This is a genomic window from Mycobacterium sp. Aquia_216, from assembly GCF_026723865.1.
GTDB lineage: Bacteria > Actinomycetota > Actinomycetes > Mycobacteriales > Mycobacteriaceae > Mycobacterium.
In genome coordinates this window covers 2616679-2633614 of the sequence record NZ_CP113529.1, presented here as the reverse complement: position 1 = coordinate 2633614, position 16936 = coordinate 2616679, and the positions used below count along the sequence as shown (strand labels likewise).

Sequence of the window (16936 nt, the reverse complement as noted above, 5' to 3'; positions counted from 1 at the left end):
ACGACCACCCGCCTCGACTACGCCTCCTCGGCCAACGGCTCCTCGACATGAGGGGTGGCACGGGGGCCGGTCAGGACGCCCATCAGGCCGTCCTGGTAGGTGAACCCCGGCGGCCCACCCGCAGCGGCCGGTGCGTAGTCGGGCTTCGGGGTGGCCGTCGGCCAGGCCGGCGGCACCGACAACGACCTCAGCGACGGCGAAGTCCCCAGACCGGCGCACACCACGTGAACGCTGGAGAAGTCGCGAAACGATCTCACCGCCGGCGGGCTCGCGCCGCCTCGACTCTGCACACGTTCCACGGACGTCTCCTCACCCTGCGGCAGCGATCTTGGACGACCGTACAAGAAAATCAGCTAGTTTTTTGCGGATCCGTTAAATTGCCGATGACGGCGCGATGACGGCGCATTGAATTACCGCCGCCCCGGGATGACCCCTGTGACGACTACCCCTCGAAACGCGAAAGCACCTCGGCGACAACCGAATCGATCGGCACCGACACCTGATCCCCGGTCGCGAGGTCCTTGATGCCGATCGTGCCGGCCTCGAGATCACGATCGCCGGCGACCAGCGCGAGACGGGCACCGGACCGGTCGGCGGCGCGCATCGCGCCCTTGAGCCCTCGGTCGCCGTATGCCAGATCGACCCGGACACCGGCCGCCCGCAGCTGACCTCCGAGCACCGCCAGCCGCAGTTTGGCCGGTTCGCTCAACGGCACCCCGAAGACCTCACAGCGTGTGGTCTCCCCCACGCTGCGGCCCTCGGCCCGCAGCGCCAGCAGCGTACGGTCCACGCCCAGCCCGAATCCGATGCCGGACAGGTCTTGTCCACCGAGCCGGCGCATCAGCCCGTCGTAGCGCCCACCGCCGCCGATACCGGATTGCGCGCCCAGACCATCGTGCACGAACTCGAACGTGGTCTTGGTGTAGTAGTCCAGCCCGCGCACCATCCGCGGATTGATGACGTAGGGCACCCCCAGCGCATCCAGGTGGGCCAGCACCGTGTCGAAGTGCTGCTTGGCCTCATCGGAGAGGTGGTCGAGCAGCACCGGGGCCTCGGCCGTCATCGCCTTCACCTCGGGCCGTTTGTCGTCGAGCACCCGCAGCGGGTTGATCTCGGCACGGCGGCGGGTTTCTTCGTCGAGGTCGAGCCCGAACAGGAACTCCTGCAACAGTTCCCGATACTGCGGCCGGCAACTGTCGTCGCCCAGCGAGGTGATTTCGAGCCGGAAGCCGTCCAGCCCCAGCGACCGGAACCCGGCGTCGGCGATCGCGATCACCTCGGCGTCCAGCGCCGGGTCGTCGACACCGATCGCCTCCACACCGACCTGCTGCAGCTGGCGATAGCGGCCGGCCTGCGGGCGCTCGTAGCGGAAAAATGGTCCGGCGTAACACAGTTTGACCGGCAGGGCGCCGCGGTCCAGGCCGTGTTCGATGACGGCGCGCACCACCCCGGCGGTGCCCTCCGGCCGCAGCGTCACCGAACGGTCGCCGCGGTCGGCGAACGTATACATCTCCTTGGACACCACGTCGGTGGATTCGCCGACACCGCGGGCAAACAGCCCGGTGTCCTCGAAGATGGGCAGCTCGATATCGCCGTAGCCGGCCCGACGGGCCGCGCCAACCAACCCGTCGCGCACGGCGACGAACTGCGCCGAGTCGGGTGGGAAGTAATCCGGTACACCCTTGGGCGCCGAGAAGGACGAGAACTCCGTCATCCGGTCAGGCCTTCGAGGAACGGGTTGAATCGCCGCTCGGCGCCGATCGTGGTGGAGTTCCCGTGGCCGGGCAGCACGACGGTGTTGTCGTCGAGCACCAAGAGCTTGTCGACGATCGAGGTCAGCAAATCGCGGCCGCTGCCGCCGAACAGGTCGGTGCGGCCCACCGAGCGCTCGAACAGCGTGTCGCCGGTGAACACCACATCTTTGTCCCCGGCCACCCGGAAGACCACCGATCCCCGGGTGTGCCCGGGGGTGTAGTCGACGTTGACACTGACATTGCCCAGGTCGATCTTGTCGCCGTCGCGGTCCAGCTCGACGACCTGCCTGGGCTCGCGGAAGAACGCACCCGCCATCATCTGCGCCACTCGCGGCCCCAGGCCGTGGATCGGGTCTTTCAGCATGAACCGGTCTTCGGGATGAATGTAGGTCGGGCAGCCGTAGGTGTCGGAGACCTTCTGCGCGGACCACATGTGGTCGATGTGCCCGTGGGTGAGCAGCACCGCCGCGGGGGTCAGCCGATTCTCGTCGAGGATGCGCCGCAGCGGACCCATCACACGCTGGCCCGGGTCCACGATGACGGCGTCCGTTCCGGGCCGCTCGGCCAGCACGTAGCAGTTGCACTGCAACATGCCGGCGGGAAATCCGGTGATCAACACGATTCCCAGTTTCCCATGGGGGCCAGTTGACACGGCTTGTCGCACCCACATTAGCCTGGGCTGGCTACCCCGCCCCCGCTCACAACCATGGAGGCATACCGGCCGTGCCGACCAACGAACAGCGACGTGCCAACGCCAAGCGCAAACTCGAACGGCAGCTCGAGCGCCGCGCAAAGCAAGCTCGCATGCGCCGCGTCCTGCTCATCGTCGGGGGCGCAGTCGCCGCCGTCGCGGTGATCGCCGCGGTGGTGATCACCGTGATCAACACCAACAACAAGCACAAGGACAACACCGCAGCGCCGAGCACCGCCAACTCCCCCGCGGCGTCCGGCACGACGACTCCGCAAACCGGGCAGGTTCCGCCGGTTCCGCCGTTGCCGGCGTTCAAGCCGGCGGACAGCGTCGGCGCCAACTGCCAATACCCGCCGTCGCAGGACCCGGCCGCCAAGCCGGTCAAGCCGCCGCGGACCGGCAAGGTGCCGACCGATCCGGCCACGGTAAGCGCCAGCATGGCAACCAGCCAGGGCAACATCGGCTTGTTGCTGGCCAACAACGAATCCCCTTGCACGGTCAACAGTTTCGCGAGCCTGATCGGGCAGAAGTACTTCGACAACACCAAGTGCCACCGGCTGACCACCTCGGAGACACTGGGCGTCCTGCAATGCGGAGACCCCAAGGGCGACGGCACCGGCGGGCCGGGCTACCAATTCGCCAACGAGTACCCGAGCGACCAGTTCCCGCCGAACGACCCCAAGCTGCGGGAACCGGTCCTCTATCCGCGCGGCACGTTGGCCATGGCGAACGCCGGCCCCGGCACCAACGGCAGCCAGTTCTTCATGGTCTACAAGGACTCGGAGCTGCCGCCCCAGTACACGGTCTTCGGCACGATTCAGCCCGATGGGCTGGCCGTTCTGGACAAGATCGCCAAGGGCGGCATCAACGGCGGCGGTGAAGACGGAGCTCCGACCAGCGAAGTCGTCATCAAGTCCATACTGCTCGACTAAACCCGGGGTGCCGCAACATGAATCGCCACGCGATCGTTCGATTTATGCCATGAGTGGCCGACACCTTAAAGTCATTGCGTGGTAACGGAGTCATTCGGACATTACGAGCTGCGCGAGCTGCTGGGCCGCGGCGGCATGGGACAGGTGTTTCGTGCCTATGACAGCAGCACGGACCGAATCGTCGCGCTCAAGGTGCTGCCGGCGCATCTGGCGGAGGACGAGGAGTTTCAGCAGCGCTTCCGGCGCGAGGCGCGGATAGCGGCAAGCCTGAACGACCCCCACCTGGTGCCGATCCACAGCTACGGCGAGATCGACGGCCGACTGTACGTCGACATGCGCCTGATCGAGGGCCGCGACCTGCTCCAGTACATCAGCGAAAACGGCGGACGGCTCAGCCCCGAACGTGCCGTCGCGATCGTCGAACAGGTTGCGGCAGCACTGGATACGGCCCACGAGGTCGGATTGATCCACCGCGATGTCAAGCCGTCCAACATCCTGGTGTCCAGCCGCGACTTCGTCTACCTGATCGACTTCGGGCTCGCCCGCACCGCCGCCGACACCGCGTTGACGCGCACCGGACACACAATGGGCACGATGGCCTACATGGCGCCCGAGCGCTTCCGCGGCATGACCGATCACCGCGCCGACATCTACGCGCTGGCCTGCGTCCTCTACGAATGCCTGACCGGACACCTGCCCTACCCCGGCGACACCTTCGAGGACCAACTCAACGCGCACCTGAACACCCCGCCGCCGCAGGCCTCGTTCACCGCACCCGGCGTACCGCCCACCCTCGATGCCGTAGTTGCCCGGGGAATGGCCAAGGATGTCAACTACCGCTACCAAACGGCGATCGAGTTCGCCGAGGCCGCCAAAGCCGCATTGGCAGGCCACCGCGTCGCGATGCCCAGCCCGCCACCACCGCCGTACCCGGCAACAGCCGCCACCCCGCAGTTGCCGCCCCAAGCCGCCGCCACCCCCCCGCCGGCCGATACGCCGCAGCAACCCCAACAGCAGAAATCGAACAGGGCCCTGATTGTGGGCATCGTCGCCGCCTCACTGTTCACGCTTGCGATGGTGACGATCCTGGTCATCGCTTTGGTGACCAACGACCAGGCCGCCGAGAACAACACGGCGTCCAGCGTCGCGCCCCATCCCAGGACACCCAAACAAGGGCCCGCCATGGGCGGCCTCGGCGCACCGGCGACCACGGCAACCCCGAACGGGGCAACCGCGCCGCCGTTGCCGGCCTTCGCTCCGCCCCCCGACCTGGGCGCCAACTGTCAATACGTGCCCGTGGCCGCGGACTCGCCGGATGCGTCTCCCAAGCCCGTCGACCCACCCCCGTCCGGCAGGGTATCCACCAGTCCCGCGCAACTCTCGGTCACCATTTCCACCAACTTCGGCGATATCGGCATCGCGCTCGACAACGCCAAGTCCCCCTGCACGGTGAACAGTTTCACCAGCCTCACCCGCCAACAGTTCTTCAACAACACCCCATGCCCGCGGCTGACCAAGGCCGCCGACAGCGCGGTGCTGCTGTGCGGTGGCCCCGACAAGGACGGCGGGGGTGGCCCCGGTTACGAATTCGCCGACGAATACCCCGTCAACCAATACCCGCCCAACGATCCTGCGCTCCGGGCGACGGTGGTGTATCCGCGCGGGACCGTCGCCATGGCCAGCTCCGACCCCAACACGAACGGCAGCCAGTTCATCATGTTCTTCCAAGACACCGAGACAACTCCGGTGAGCACCGTGCTCGGCAGCATCGACGAGGCCGGCCTGGCGGTTCTCGACAAGATCGGCGCCGCGGGTGTCGCCGGCAACCGCGAGACGGGACTTCCTACGTCTCCGGTCACGATCAATTCGGTCCAGCTCAGCTAACCCCGGGCCGCAAACACGAGTCGCCACCCACGGTGGCGCTGCCACGACGCAGCGCACCCGACGGCTTATGGTCGTGGGGTGTCGACGGACGTATTCGGGCATTACGAATTACAGGGCCTGCTGGGGCGGGGCGGCATGGGACAGGTGTTTCGTGCCCACGACACCGTCACCGATCGGGTTGTCGCGCTCAAGGTGCTGCCGGCGCATCTGGCGGAGGACGAGGAGTATCAGCAACGCTTCCGGCGCGAGGCGCGGATAGCGGCCAGCCTGAACGACCCCCACCTGGTGCCGATCCACAGCTACGGCGAGATCGACGGCCGACTGTACGTCGACATGCGCCTGATCGAGGGCCGCGACCTGCTCCAGTACATCAGCGAAAACGGCGGACGGCTCAGCCCCGAACGTGCCGTCGCGATCGTCGAACAGGTTGCGGCAGCACTGGATACGGCCCACGAGGTCGGATTGATCCACCGCGACGTCAAGCCATCCAACATCCTGGTGTCCAGCCGCGACTTCGTCTACCTGATCGACTTCGGGCTCGCCCGCACCGCCGCCGACACCGTGCTGACGCACACCGGACACACAATGGGCACGATGGCCTACATGGCGCCCGAGCGCTTCCGCGGCATGACCGATCACCGCGCCGACATCTACGCGCTGGCCTGCGTCCTCTACGAATGCCTGACCGGACACCTGCCCTACCCCGGCGACACCTTCGAGGAACAGATCAACGCGCACCTGAACACCCCGCCGCCGCGGGCCTCGTTCACCGCACCCGGCGTGTCACCCGCCCTCGATGCCGTAGTCGCTCGGGGAATGGCCAAGGACGTCGAGCAGCGGTACCGGACGGCACTGGAACTGGCGCAAGCCGCTCGAGCGGCGCTCGCCGACGGCGAGACGGCGGCGTGGAGCATGTCGCCACCGCCAGCCCCCTCGCAACCGGTACCCCAGCCCGAACCCACACCGGCGGGCCCGTCCCAGCGGGACCCCCAGCCGACGAATCAACGGCGGGTGACCATAGCCATCGTCGGCGGATCCGTCCTGGTGCTGGCGGCAGTAGTCGCGCTGGTCGTTGTCCTCGTGACCCACAGCAGCGGCGGATCGTCGACGACCGCGACCAGTACCGCGGTGCGCTTCCCGGTCCACACCAGGGCGCCCCGGCCGGGAGTCGGGCCCGGCGCGCCCGTTCCGGCGTTGCCGGCGTTTGCCCCGCCACCCGACCTGGGTGCCAACTGCCAATACCCGCCCACTGCGGATCCGGCACTCAAGCCGGCTACCCCGCCACCGTCCGGCAGCGTGTCCACCGATCCGCCCGTGATCAGGGCGACGATCTCCACCAATGTCGGTGATATCGGCATCGGACTCGACAACGCCAAGGCGCCGTGCACGGTGAACAGCTTCGTCAGCCTGGTGAAGCAGCAGTTCTTCAACGGGACCCAGTGCGGCAGGCTGATCACCCAGTCCGACTTCGGGCTCCTGCAGTGTGGCGGTCCGGAGAACGAGGGAAGTGGCGGCCCCGGCTATCAGTATGCCGACGAGTACCCCGTCAACCAGTTCCCCCCGAATGACCCCGCGCTCAAAGAGCCCGTGTTGTATCCGCGCGGCACCTTGACGATGGCCAACGGTCTGGCGCCGGACACCAACCAGAGCCAATTCAACATGTTCTACAAGGACAGCGTGTCGGAGCCGACCTTCACCATCTTCGGCACGGTCGACGAAGCGGGCCTGGCGACGATCGACAAGATCGTCAAGGCGGGCGTTCTCGGCAACACCGACGACGGCCTTCCCTCCAACACGGTCACGATCACCGCGGTGCGGCTCGGCTGAGTCCGGGCAATGCCGCCCTAGGCGGCCCTAGGCGGCAGAAGTCACGCGGTAGACGTCGTAGACGCCTTCGACATTGCGCACGACGTTGAGCAGATGCCCGAGATGCTTGGGGTCGCCCATCTCAAAGGTGAAGCGGCTGATCGCAACTCGGTCACCCGAGGTGGTGACCGACGCAGAGAGGATGTTGACTTTCTCGTCGGCCAGCACTCGCGTGACATCCGACAGCAGCCGGTGCCGGTCGAGTGCCTCGACCTGAATGGCGACCAGGAACACCGAGGACGGCGACGGGGCCCAGAGCACCTCGATGATGCGTTCGGCCTGCTGCTGCAGTGACGCGGCGTTGGTGCAGTCGGTGCGGTGCACGCTGACGCCACCGCCGCGGGTGACGAAGCCCATGATCTGGTCGCCCGGCACGGGTGTGCAGCATTTTGCCAGCTTGCTCAGCACGCCCGGAGCCCCCGGAACCGAGACACCGACGTCATCGGTGCTGCGCGGACGGCGCAACATCGTTGTCGGCGTGGACCTTTCGGCAAGCTCCTCTTCGGCCTGGTCGATACCGCCGAGCTCAGCCAGCAGCCGCTGCACCACGTGACGCGCCGACACGTGTCCCTCACCGATCGCGGTGTACATCGCGGACACATCGGTATAGTGCAGCTCGCGGGCGACCGCCGACATGGAATCACCATTGACCAAGCGCTGCAACGGAAGTCCGCCTCGGCGCACTTCGCGGGCCATCGCCTCTTTGCCGGCCTCCAGCGCCTCCTCACGACGCTCCTTGGCAAACCATTGCCGGATCTTCGCCTTGGCCCGCGGCGACACCACAAACTGCTGCCAGTCCCGCGACGGCCCGGCGTTGGGCGCCTTTGAGGTGAACACCTCGACGACTTCCCCGTTTTCGAGCTTGCGTTCCAGCGCGACCAGTCGCCCGTTGACCCGGGCGCCGATGCACCGATGGCCGACCTCGGTGTGTACCGCGTAGGCGAAATCCACCGGCGTCGACCCGGTCGCCAGCGTGATGACATCCCCCTTGGGGGTGAATACGAAAATCTCTTGCGCCGCAAGGTCGTAACGCAACGACTCCAAGAACTCACCCGGGTCCGCCGCCTCACGTTGCCAGTCGAGCAGCTGTCGCATCCACGCCATGTCGTCGATCTCGGCGGCGGCATGCGGATGCGGAACACCGTTGCGGCCCTTGGCTTCCTTGTAGCGCCAGTGCGCGGCGATGCCGTATTCGGCGGTGCGGTGCATGTCGCGGCTACGGATCTGCACTTCCAGGGGCTTGCCTTCCGGCCCGACGACCGTGGTGTGCAGTGATTGGTAGACACCGTATCTGGGCTGGGCGATGTAATCCTTGAATCGTCCCGCCATCGGCTGCCACAGCGAATGCACCACGCCCACAGCCGCGTAGCAGTCCCGGATCTCGTCGCACAGGATGCGGACGCCGACCAGGTCGTGGATGTCGTCGAAGTCGCGCCCCTTGACGATCATCTTCTGGTAGATCGACCAGTAATGCTTGGGCCGGCCCTCCACCGTCGCCTTGATTTTCGACGCGTTCAGCGTGGCAACGATTTCGGCGCGAACCTTGGCCAGATAGGTATCCCGGGACGGCGCGCGCCCCGCGACCAGGCGAACGATCTCTTCGTATTTCTTGGGGTGCAGGATCGCGAATGACAGGTCTTCCAGCTCCCACTTGACGCTGGCCATACCCAGCCGATGTGCCAGGGGGGCAATGACTTCCAACGTCTCGCGCGCCTTGCGCGCCTGCTTTTCCGGCGGCAGGAAGCGCATCGTCCGCATGTTGTGCAGCCGGTCGGCCACCTTGATCACCAGCACCCGCGGGTCCCGTGCCATCGCGGTGATCATCTTGCGGATGGTCTCGCCTTCCGCGGCGTTGCCCAACTCGACGCGGTCCAGCTTGGTCACCCCGTCGACCAGATGGCCCACCTCTTCGCCGAACTCCTCGCTCAAAGCCTCCAGCGTGTAGCCGGTGTCCTCGACGGTGTCGTGCAGCAGCGCGGCCACCAAAGTCGTGGTGTCCATGCCCAATTCGGCGAGAATGTTGGCGACGGCCAGCGGGTGGGTGATGTAGGGATCACCGGAATGGCGCAATTGAGTGGCGTGGCGTTGGTCGGCGACCTCGAACGCCCGGTTGAGCATCGACAGATTCGCCTTGGGATAGATCTCCCGGTGCACCGCCACCAGCGGCTCGAGCACAGGATTGAGCGCGCTGCGCTGGGCGGTCATCCGCCGGGCCAGGCGGGCCCGGACGCGACGGGACGCGCTGCTGGCCGTCTTCAGGGTTTCGGTCGGTGGCTCCGGCGTCTCAACGGGCTGCGATACTGGCGACTCTATGGGCGGCGCAACAGCTTGCGCCGTGCTTTGCTCGTCCGCCACGTTAGTCACCTCCGACCTCGAGGATATCCCTAAGTCTCATCGCCCCACTCCCCCTCAAGCCGATCCGGCCCGAATCGTCGCGGGGCCTATACGCGGCTCAAGGTGTCTACCGGCAACGGCGCTACCGCCTGCCGACCGCCCAGGTCGGTGATTTCCACGAGCACCGCCGCACCGGTCACGTTCGCGTGGGCGCGCTCGAGCAACCGGTTGGCCGCGCCGAGGGTGCCGCCGGTGGCCAGAACGTCATCGATGATCACGATGCTGGTGCCGCGCAATTCGAGACCGTCGGCCGGGATCTCGATCGCGGCGGGACCATACTCCCGGATGTACTTCTCGCGGAGGACCGGCGGCGGCAGCTTGCCTTCCTTGCGGATGGACAGCACGCCCGTGCCGAGCCGGGCGGCGACGGCAGCGGCCACCAAAGACCCCCGGGATTCGATCCCGGCCACCAGGTCGGCGCCGCCGACGATCTCGGCCAGCGCGTCGATCACCGCGCCCATCGCCGTCCGGTCGGCGAACAGCGGGGTGAGGTCCTTGAACCGGACCCCCGGCTTCGGAAAGTCGCAGACGTCGCGGGTCAACGACTCGATGAGGTCGGCAAGCGCCGCGTCTTCTTGAATACCCGTCACTGCATCAAAGCCCATCGGTCCATGTTCCAGCCCGCGCCCCAACGGGTTGGATTCGCGCTGACTGCGTACATCTTCTTCGACATCAGCAACGTGCGCTGCTGCCGATAGAGGGGCAATGTCGGCATATCACCCCACAGTACCGGCGCTGCGTCGGCAAGCAGCCGAACGCGCTCGGCCGGGTCGCCAGACACCGCAAGGGCACCGATTACGCCGTCGACCTGCGGGTTCGCGTAACCCGACAGGTTATTGCCGTTGCCGCTGTGCAGGTCGTAGGCGTCCATCGCCGAGGATCCGGTGGATCCGCTGCCGCCGGCCCCGCCGGTGCTGGCCAGCAGGACGTCGATCTTTCCGTCCTTGAGCGCCTGCGGTCCGGACGTGTCCAGCGTGACGCCTGCGACGTTGATGCCGGCCGCGGCGCACGACTTCGTGATGGTCCCGACAGTGACCGCGAGCCGGGCGTTGGGGCCCTGGTAGCCGATCCGCACCGACAACGGCGCACCGCCCAGCGCAGCCCGGGCCGCGACGAGGTCCGCCTTGTTGAACGGGCCGGCCTCGGCGGCACCGTCGGCCTGTGCGACGGCGTCCTCAGCCACCGGAGACAGCCGCGAGTTGGCGATCGGGACTCCCGCATCGTGCGCGATCGCGTCACGGGGCGTACACAGCGCGAATGCGCGGCGGGCGGTGGCCTGCGCCAGCGGCCCTTGCGGCGCGAAGATCAGCTGCTCGATGCCCGCCGACGCGGAATCGGTGCGCTCGTAATTGTCCGGGGTCGCCAACGTTCCCGGAGACCCGGCCGCGACATCCACCACGTCGACGCTGCGGTTATTGACCCGGTCCTGGATGTCGGGGGCCTCCGGCGAGACGGTGATCCGCTTGGTGATGGCCTTGGGACCCCACCACCGGTCGTTGGCGACGAGCACCACGGCACCGTCGTCCAGGACGGATTCGATTCGGTACGGTCCCGACGACGGGAAGCGTTTGGCGATGTCGTCGTGTTTGAGACCGGGTTTGAGGTCCCACGTGGTGTTCCACAGTTGCGCGATCTGCGCGACCGAGGGCGCGTTGTCGCTGAGCAGCGTCGCGGTCACGTCGATATTCAGCTGGTCGGCGATGACGTGGGACGGCATCATCGTGGTCGCGGCGAACAGCTGGGCGTAGTCGACGATGCCGCGGTCCGGGACGAATGACACCCGCGCCTTCTTCTGCCCCGGTGTGCATTCGATGTTGGCGATGTCGACGTAGCCCGCCTGGGTGGCGGCGTCGAACCCGGGAAACCGGCCCGACTGAGCGGCCCAGGCGAGCACCAGGTCGTCGCAGGTCACCGGCTTGCCATCGGAGTAGACCGCGTTGTCGGCGATCTGATAGTCGAGCACCAGCGGGGAACCGCTCACCACCGAGACACTGCCGAAGTCGTGGTCGGCGACGACCTGTCCGTCGGGGCCGTGATAGCCGAACCCGGTCAGTGTGCGGGCAAACGCCTGCGCCCCGGCCGATGCGAAGCCGGCGGTGGTGTTGGCGTTGTAGCTGCTCAGCGGGCCGTCGACGACGTAGTCGATTTGCGAGGCGGCGCTCCCCGAGCATCCGGTCAGCGTCAACGCGACGGCGAGCGGCGTAGCCAGGGCAGCGGCCGCCGCCCGCTTCAGCATCTCGGCTACCGCCGGCCGGCGTTTCGCTTGCCGCTCGGGCGCCGGGTACCGGTGGGGCGCACGGGGCGGGCACCCGGTGCCGGCTTGCTTGGCGCGGGTCCGGCCGGCGCGGAGGCGGCTTTCTTGGTCTCCTGCGTGGTGTCGGATACGTCTTCGCCGGAGCTGCCCGCCTGCTCCGGGGTGCCGGGCTTGCGCCGTTTGATCACCCGGCGGGTGTGGGACCGCACCAGGTCCGTGCGCTCGCGCAGTGAGACCAGCAGCGGGGTGGCGAAGAAGATCGATGAGTAGGTGCCGACCAGGATGCCGACCAGCTGCACCAGCGCCAGGTCTTTCAGGGTGCCGACGCCCAGCAGCCAGACCGCCACCACCATCAGCGCCAGCACCGGCAGCACCGAGATCAGGCTGGTGTTGATCGAGCGCATGAAGGTCTGGTTGATCGCCAGGTTGGCTTCCTCGGCGAAGGTGCGCCGGTTGGTGTGCTGGAAGTCTTTGGTGTTCTCCTCGACCTTGTCGAACACGATGACAGTGTCGTACAGCGAGAACCCGAGGATGGTCAGCAGGCCGATGACGGTGGCGGGGCTGACCTCGAAGCCCACCAGTGAATACACGCCGGCGGTCACGGTCAGGTCGAAAACCATGGTCGTCAGCGCCGAGATGGACATGTAGCGCTCATAGCGCACCATGATGTAAATGCCGACCATCACCAGGAACACGCCCAGCGCGAGCAGCGCCTTCTTGGTGATCTGGTCGCCCCAGGTCTCCGATACCGCCGAGTCGCTGATGGCCGCCTTATTCGGCTTGCCGTCGGTGCCCTTGGGCCCGAACGCGTCGAACAGCGCGTTGCGCAGTTTGGAGGTCTGGTCGTTGGACAGCGTTTCGGAGCTGATCTGCACCGTCGCCGAAGCGCCGTTGCCGACGATGACCACCGATTGAGGGTCGCGGCCCAGCGTCTTCTTGAACACGTCCTGCACCTGCGACGTCTGCGTATTGCCGCGCGGGAACGAGACCGTGGTCCCGCCCTTGAAGTCGATCCCGAAAGTGAAGCCACGCAGCAGGATGCTGGCGATCGCGATGACGACGATCGCCGCGCTGATGCCGTACCACAGCCGCCGCCGCCCGACCACCTCGAAGGCACCGGTGCCGGTGTAGAGCCGGGAGATAAAGCTGTGCTGCGGGGGCTGCGCGGTCGAGTCGGACGTCAACTCAACCGCGTCGTCACTGGCTTCGGTGATTTCGGCCGCCTCGGTGATGTCGGTCGCGTTGGTCTCGGCCTTGTCGGTGTCGGCCTTGTCGTCCTTGGCCCCGGAGCCGGTCTTTCCTTGAGAGGTCATCGCGCTATCCCCGTCCCGTCTTCACTTTCGACGAAGCCCCGCGCTCGCGGGCGACCCGCTGGACAGCTCCCAGGCCGTTGTATGCGGGCTTTGCCAGTGTCGGAGATTTGGAGGCCAGGAACACCAACGGCCAGGTCACCAGGAACACCACCACGATGTCGAGGACCGTGGTCAGGCCCAAGGTGAAAGCGAATCCCCGCACCTGACCGATCGCCAGGGCGTACAGCACCGCGGCGGCCAGGAAGGTGACGGCGTTACCCGACACGATCGTCTTGCGGGCCCGTACCCAGCCTCGCGGCACCGCCGACCGGAACGTACGCCCTTCGCGGATCTCGTCTTTGATGCGCTCGAAGAACACCACGAACGAGTCGGCGGTGGTACCGATGCCGATGATCAGACCCGCGATACCCGCCAGGTCCAGGGTGTAGTTGATCTGACGGCCCAGGATCACCAAGATCGCGAAAATCATTGCACCGGAAGCAACGAGGGATAGCGCCGTCAGCAGCCCCAGCGCCCGGTAATACAGCAGCGAGTACAGCAACACCAGGATCAAACCGATCCCACCCGCGATCAGCCCCGCTCGCAGCGAGGTCAATCCCAGTGTCGCCGAAACGGTTTGAGCTTCCGACGACTCGAACGACAGCGGCAGCGACCCGTACTTCAACACGTTGGCCAGCTGCTTGGCGGTCGAGGCGGTGAACGGCGGATCACCACCCGAGATCTGGGTACGGCCGCCCGGGATCGCTTCCTGGATCATCGGCGCGCTGACGACCTGGGAGTCCAGCGTGAACGCGGTCTGGGTACCGATGTGGGCGGCGGTGAAGTCCGCCCACGTGTTCGCCGCGGCAGGCCTGAACTGAAGATCGACGACGTAACCGATGCCGCGCTGGTTCATGGTCGAGCTGGCGTCCTGGATCTGATCGCCGCTGATGATCGACGGCCCCAGCAGGTAAACGAACTTGTGGTCGGTCGAGCAGGTGATCAGGGGCAGGGTCGGGTCGTCGTTGCCGGCCAGAATGTCCTCTTTGTCGCAGTGGGCGGCGACCCACCGCATGGCAACCATCTGAATGTAGGGGTTGGCGCTCTGCCGAAAATCCTTCATCGCCTGGATGCGCTCGGCGAGATCCTTGCGCGGGTCGGGCGGCGCGGGCGCCTCGGGTGGCGGCGCGTCGGCGGCCGGTGCTCCGGGCGCCGGCGCCGGCGCACTGCCGCCCTGGGCCGGTGCGGGACTCGGCGCGGGGGTCGGCGGCGGGTCCTGCGGGTAAGGACGCGGTTGCGGCGCCGGCCGGCCGGCCGGCGGAGGCGCGGGCTGCCCGGCGGCCGGAGGCGCGGGCTGGCCGGCGGGCGGAGGCGCGGGCTGGCCGGGCGCCGGTTCGGTACCGGGCGCCGGAGCCCCCGGAACCCCGGGACCACCGGGCGGGGCACCGGCCGGCGGCTGGGCCGGGGGCTTGGGTTCGGCTGCTTGAGACGGACTGGAGTTGAGCACCGGGCGGATGTAGAGCCGGGCGGTCTGTCCCAGGTTGCGGGCCTCGTTGCCGTCGTTGCCGGGCACGGTGATGACCAGGTTGTCGCCGTCGACCACGACCTCGGAACCGGAGACGCCCAGGCCGTTGACGCGCGCGCTGATGATCTGCTGTGCCTGCGCCAGCGCGTCCCGGCTCGGGCGCGAGCCGTCCGGGGTACGCGCGGTCAACGTGACCCGGGTACCGCCCTGCAGATCGATGCCGAGCTTCGGGGCGGCATGCTTGTCCCCGGTGAGAAACACCAACAGATAGACGGCGATCAGCAAGAACAAGAAAACCGACAGGTAGCGGGCGGGGTGCACCGGCGCCGAAGACGATGCCACTTTCCTTATATCTCCTTGGTAATCGGTTTCTTACCCCGACAGAGCCTACGTGTCCGCTGCGCGGAAACCGCTCATCGGACCGGGATGGTCATTGATCTTTGGTCACGCGACTCCCGTCAGCGGGACCCTGAGCACCGTCGGATTCTTGCAAGTCGTCGTCCTCGTCGAAGTCGTCCTCCGGCAGGACCTTGTCGCGGATGGCCAGCTTCATCCAGGTGGTCACCACGCCGGGCGCGATCTCGAGCTCGACTGTTTCATCGGTCAGCGCGACGACGGTGGCCTCCATGCCGGACGTCGTGTGCACGCGATCCCCTGGCTGCAACGATTCGTGCAGGTCGATGGTGGCTTGCATCGCGCGCTTCTGGCGACGCGACGCCAGGTACATGAACCCGCCCATGATGAGCAGGAACGGCAGGAACAAAACCAAACTCTCCATCGAACGCGCCTGTCTTTCGTATCGGTATTGCTGGGTATTCGAGGGTCCAGTGTGCCCGTCCAGTCTGGCAGGCCACGGGTCGCAACCAACCGGCACCTGCGCGGCCCGCCCGGGCTGAGCGCTGGAGCCGAGTCCTCGGCAGGCGCCAAGACCCGTCCTACAGTTAGGCTTTCAGCGCGACGCGACACGCGCGCCGCCGGGAGGAGGATGCCGTGGCCAGCCTCGAACAGACCCGCCGGCTGGTTACCGAAATCCCCGGTCCCCGGTCGCTGGAGCTGAACAAACGCCGCAGCTCGGCGGTGTCCCATGGCGTGGGTGTCACCCTGCCCGTGTTCGTCGCCCGGGCCGGCGGCGGCATCGTCGAGGACGTCGACGGAAACCGGCTCATCGACCTGGGCTCGGGCATCGCCGTCACCACGATCGGCAACTCCTCGCCGCGGGTGGTGGACGCGGTGCGCGAGCAGGTCGCCGAGTTCACCCACACCTGCTTCATGGTCACGCCGTACGAGTCCTACATCGCGGTCGCCGAACAGCTGAACCGGATTACTCCCGGCGCGGGCGAGAAGCGCTCGGTGCTGTTCAATTCCGGCGCCGAGGCCGTCGAGAACGCCATCAAGATCGCACGGTCCTACACCCGCAAGACCGCCGTGGCGGCATTCGACCACGCCTATCACGGTCGCACCAACATGACGATGGCACTGACCGCCAAGTCCATGCCCTACAAGAGTGGGTTCGGCCCGTTCGCTCCGGAGGTCTACCGGGCGCCCATGTCCTACCCGTACCGGGATGGGCTGCTCGACAAGGAGCTGGCCACCGACGGTGAACTGGCCGCCGCGCGAACCATCAGCGTGTTGGACAAGCAGGTCGGCGCCGACAACCTGGCCGCGGTCATCATCGAACCGATCCAGGGCGAGGGCGGGTTCATCGTGCCGGCCGAGGGATTCCTGCCCACGCTGGTGGACTGGTGCCGCAAGAACAACGTGGTGTTCATCGCCGACGAGGTGCAAAGCGGATTCGCGCGCACCGGCGCGATGTTCGCCTGCGAGCACGAGGGCATCACGCCCGACCTGATCTGCACCGCCAAAGGCATCGCCGGTGGCTTGCCACTGTCGGCGGTGACCGGCCGCGCGGAAATCATGGACGCCCCGCACGTCAGCGGCCTGGGGGGCACCTTCGGCGGCAACCCGGTTGCCTGCGCCGCGGCCCTGGCCAGCATCGCGACCATCGAGAACGATGGTCTGGTCGAGCGGGCTCAGCAGATCGAGCGCCTGATCACCGACATCCTGTTGCGGATACAGGCCGGCGACGATCGGATCGGCGATGTTCGCGGCCGCGGCGCCATGCTGGCCGTCGAGCTGGTCAAGTCCGGAACCGCCGATCCCGACGCCGAGCTGACGAACAAGCTGGCCACCGCGGCGGGCGCCGCCGGGGTCATCGTGCTCACCTGCGGCATGTTCGGCAACATCATCCGGCTGCTGCCGCCGCTGACCATCAGCGACGACCTGCTCACCGAGGGACTGGACGTCCTGCGCCTGCTACTGGCCGACCTGTAGAGCGGCTCAGTGT

General features: G+C 67.1%; 13 protein-coding genes. 4 read left to right on the top strand and 9 right to left on the bottom strand.

All coding sequences use genetic code 11. The features are described 5' to 3' along the window. Positions 1-17: 17 nt before the first annotated feature. The 3 genes from OK015_RS12400 to OK015_RS12390 all read right to left on the bottom strand — a co-directional run bounded on the left by OK015_RS12400 (position 18) and on the right by OK015_RS12390 (position 2373). Positions 18-299 carry a PPE family protein, SVP subgroup gene (locus OK015_RS12400; protein ID WP_268131784.1) on the bottom strand — a complete coding sequence of 94 codons (282 nt, stop codon included), beginning with the start codon at positions 297-299 and terminating at the stop codon, positions 18-20. Positions 300-442: 143 nt separating this feature from the next. Further along, positions 443-1714 (bottom strand): histidine--tRNA ligase, encoded by a 1272-nt coding sequence (gene hisS / locus OK015_RS12395; RefSeq protein ID WP_268131782.1) that lies wholly within the window; start codon positions 1712-1714, stop codon positions 443-445. Further along, the gene (locus tag OK015_RS12390; RefSeq protein ID WP_268131780.1) at positions 1711-2373 is read right to left on the bottom strand and encodes an MBL fold metallo-hydrolase; all 663 of its coding nucleotides are present in this window, start codon (positions 2371-2373) and stop codon (positions 1711-1713) included. The genes hisS and OK015_RS12390 overlap by 4 nt, the downstream gene beginning before the upstream one ends. Before the next feature lie 104 nt (positions 2374-2477). On the opposite strand from OK015_RS12390, the gene OK015_RS12385 reads away from it, so the two are divergent. The 3 genes from OK015_RS12385 to OK015_RS12375 all read left to right on the top strand — a co-directional run bounded on the left by OK015_RS12385 (position 2478) and on the right by OK015_RS12375 (position 7088). Then, positions 2478-3377, top strand: coding sequence for a peptidylprolyl isomerase (locus tag OK015_RS12385; RefSeq protein ID WP_268131779.1), 900 nt, complete (start codon positions 2478-2480; stop codon positions 3375-3377). A gap of 135 nt (positions 3378-3512) precedes the next feature. Continuing rightward, entirely contained in the window at positions 3513-5261 is a 1749-nt protein-coding gene (locus OK015_RS12380) for a protein kinase domain-containing protein (protein WP_268132672.1), read from the top strand. 135 nt (positions 5262-5396) lie between these two features. Further along, on the top strand, positions 5397-7088 hold the full coding sequence (locus tag OK015_RS12375) for a protein kinase domain-containing protein (RefSeq protein WP_268132670.1): 1692 nt from the start codon (positions 5397-5399) through the stop codon (positions 7086-7088). A 27-nt stretch (positions 7089-7115) separates the two neighbouring features. On the opposite strand, the gene OK015_RS12370 is transcribed toward OK015_RS12375, so the two are convergent. The 6 genes from OK015_RS12370 to yajC form a co-directional block, all read right to left on the bottom strand. Further along, positions 7116-9482, bottom strand: a complete 2367-nt coding sequence (locus tag OK015_RS12370) for a RelA/SpoT family protein (RefSeq protein WP_268131778.1) — start codon at positions 9480-9482, stop codon at positions 7116-7118. An 86-nt stretch (positions 9483-9568) separates the two neighbouring features. Then, positions 9569-10126 carry an adenine phosphoribosyltransferase gene (locus tag OK015_RS12365; RefSeq protein WP_268131776.1) on the bottom strand — a complete coding sequence of 186 codons (558 nt, stop codon included), beginning with the start codon at positions 10124-10126 and terminating at the stop codon, positions 9569-9571. Further along, positions 10108-11757: an ABC transporter substrate-binding protein gene (locus tag OK015_RS12360; protein WP_268131774.1), complete on the bottom strand. Its 1650-nt coding sequence runs from the start codon at positions 11755-11757 to the stop codon at positions 10108-10110. Before OK015_RS12360 ends, OK015_RS12365 begins: the two co-directional genes overlap by 19 nt. A 5-nt stretch (positions 11758-11762) precedes the next feature. Beyond that, a complete protein-coding gene (secF, locus tag OK015_RS12355) occupies positions 11763-13088 on the bottom strand; it encodes a protein translocase subunit SecF (RefSeq protein ID WP_268131773.1) in 1326 nt (441 codons plus the stop codon). A gap of 4 nt (positions 13089-13092) precedes the next feature. Then, positions 13093-14934, bottom strand: a complete 1842-nt coding sequence (gene secD / locus OK015_RS12350; RefSeq protein WP_268131771.1) for a protein translocase subunit SecD — start codon at positions 14932-14934, stop codon at positions 13093-13095. A gap of 88 nt (positions 14935-15022) precedes the next feature. After that, positions 15023-15370, bottom strand: a complete 348-nt coding sequence (gene yajC, locus OK015_RS12345) for a preprotein translocase subunit YajC (protein ID WP_268131769.1) — start codon at positions 15368-15370, stop codon at positions 15023-15025. A gap of 212 nt (positions 15371-15582) precedes the next feature. Between yajC and gabT the strand changes: the two genes are divergently transcribed. Then, a complete protein-coding gene (gabT, locus tag OK015_RS12340; protein WP_268131767.1) occupies positions 15583-16923 on the top strand; it encodes a 4-aminobutyrate--2-oxoglutarate transaminase in 1341 nt (446 codons plus the stop codon). Positions 16924-16936: the final 13 nt, after the last annotated feature.

What these genes read in the sequence shown, in the direction of transcription:
- hisS (WP_268131782.1), bottom strand. Translation starts at nt 1,714, where the DNA reads ATGACGGAGTTCTCGTCCTTCTCGGCGCCCAAGGGTGTACCGGATTAC.
- OK015_RS12380 (WP_268132672.1), top strand. Translation starts at nt 3,513, where the DNA reads ATGGGACAGGTGTTTCGTGCCTATGACAGCAGCACGGACCGAATCGTC.
- OK015_RS12375 (WP_268132670.1), top strand. Translation starts at nt 5,397, where the DNA reads ATGGGACAGGTGTTTCGTGCCCACGACACCGTCACCGATCGGGTTGTC.
- OK015_RS12365 (WP_268131776.1), bottom strand. Translation starts at nt 10,126, where the DNA reads ATGGGCTTTGATGCAGTGACGGGTATTCAAGAAGACGCGGCGCTTGCC.
- OK015_RS12360 (WP_268131774.1), bottom strand. Translation starts at nt 11,757, where the DNA reads ATGCTGAAGCGGGCGGCGGCCGCTGCCCTGGCTACGCCGCTCGCCGTC.
- secF (WP_268131773.1), bottom strand. Translation starts at nt 13,088, where the DNA reads ATGACCTCTCAAGGAAAGACCGGCTCCGGGGCCAAGGACGACAAGGCC.
- yajC (WP_268131769.1), bottom strand. Translation starts at nt 15,370, where the DNA reads ATGGAGAGTTTGGTTTTGTTCCTGCCGTTCCTGCTCATCATGGGCGGG.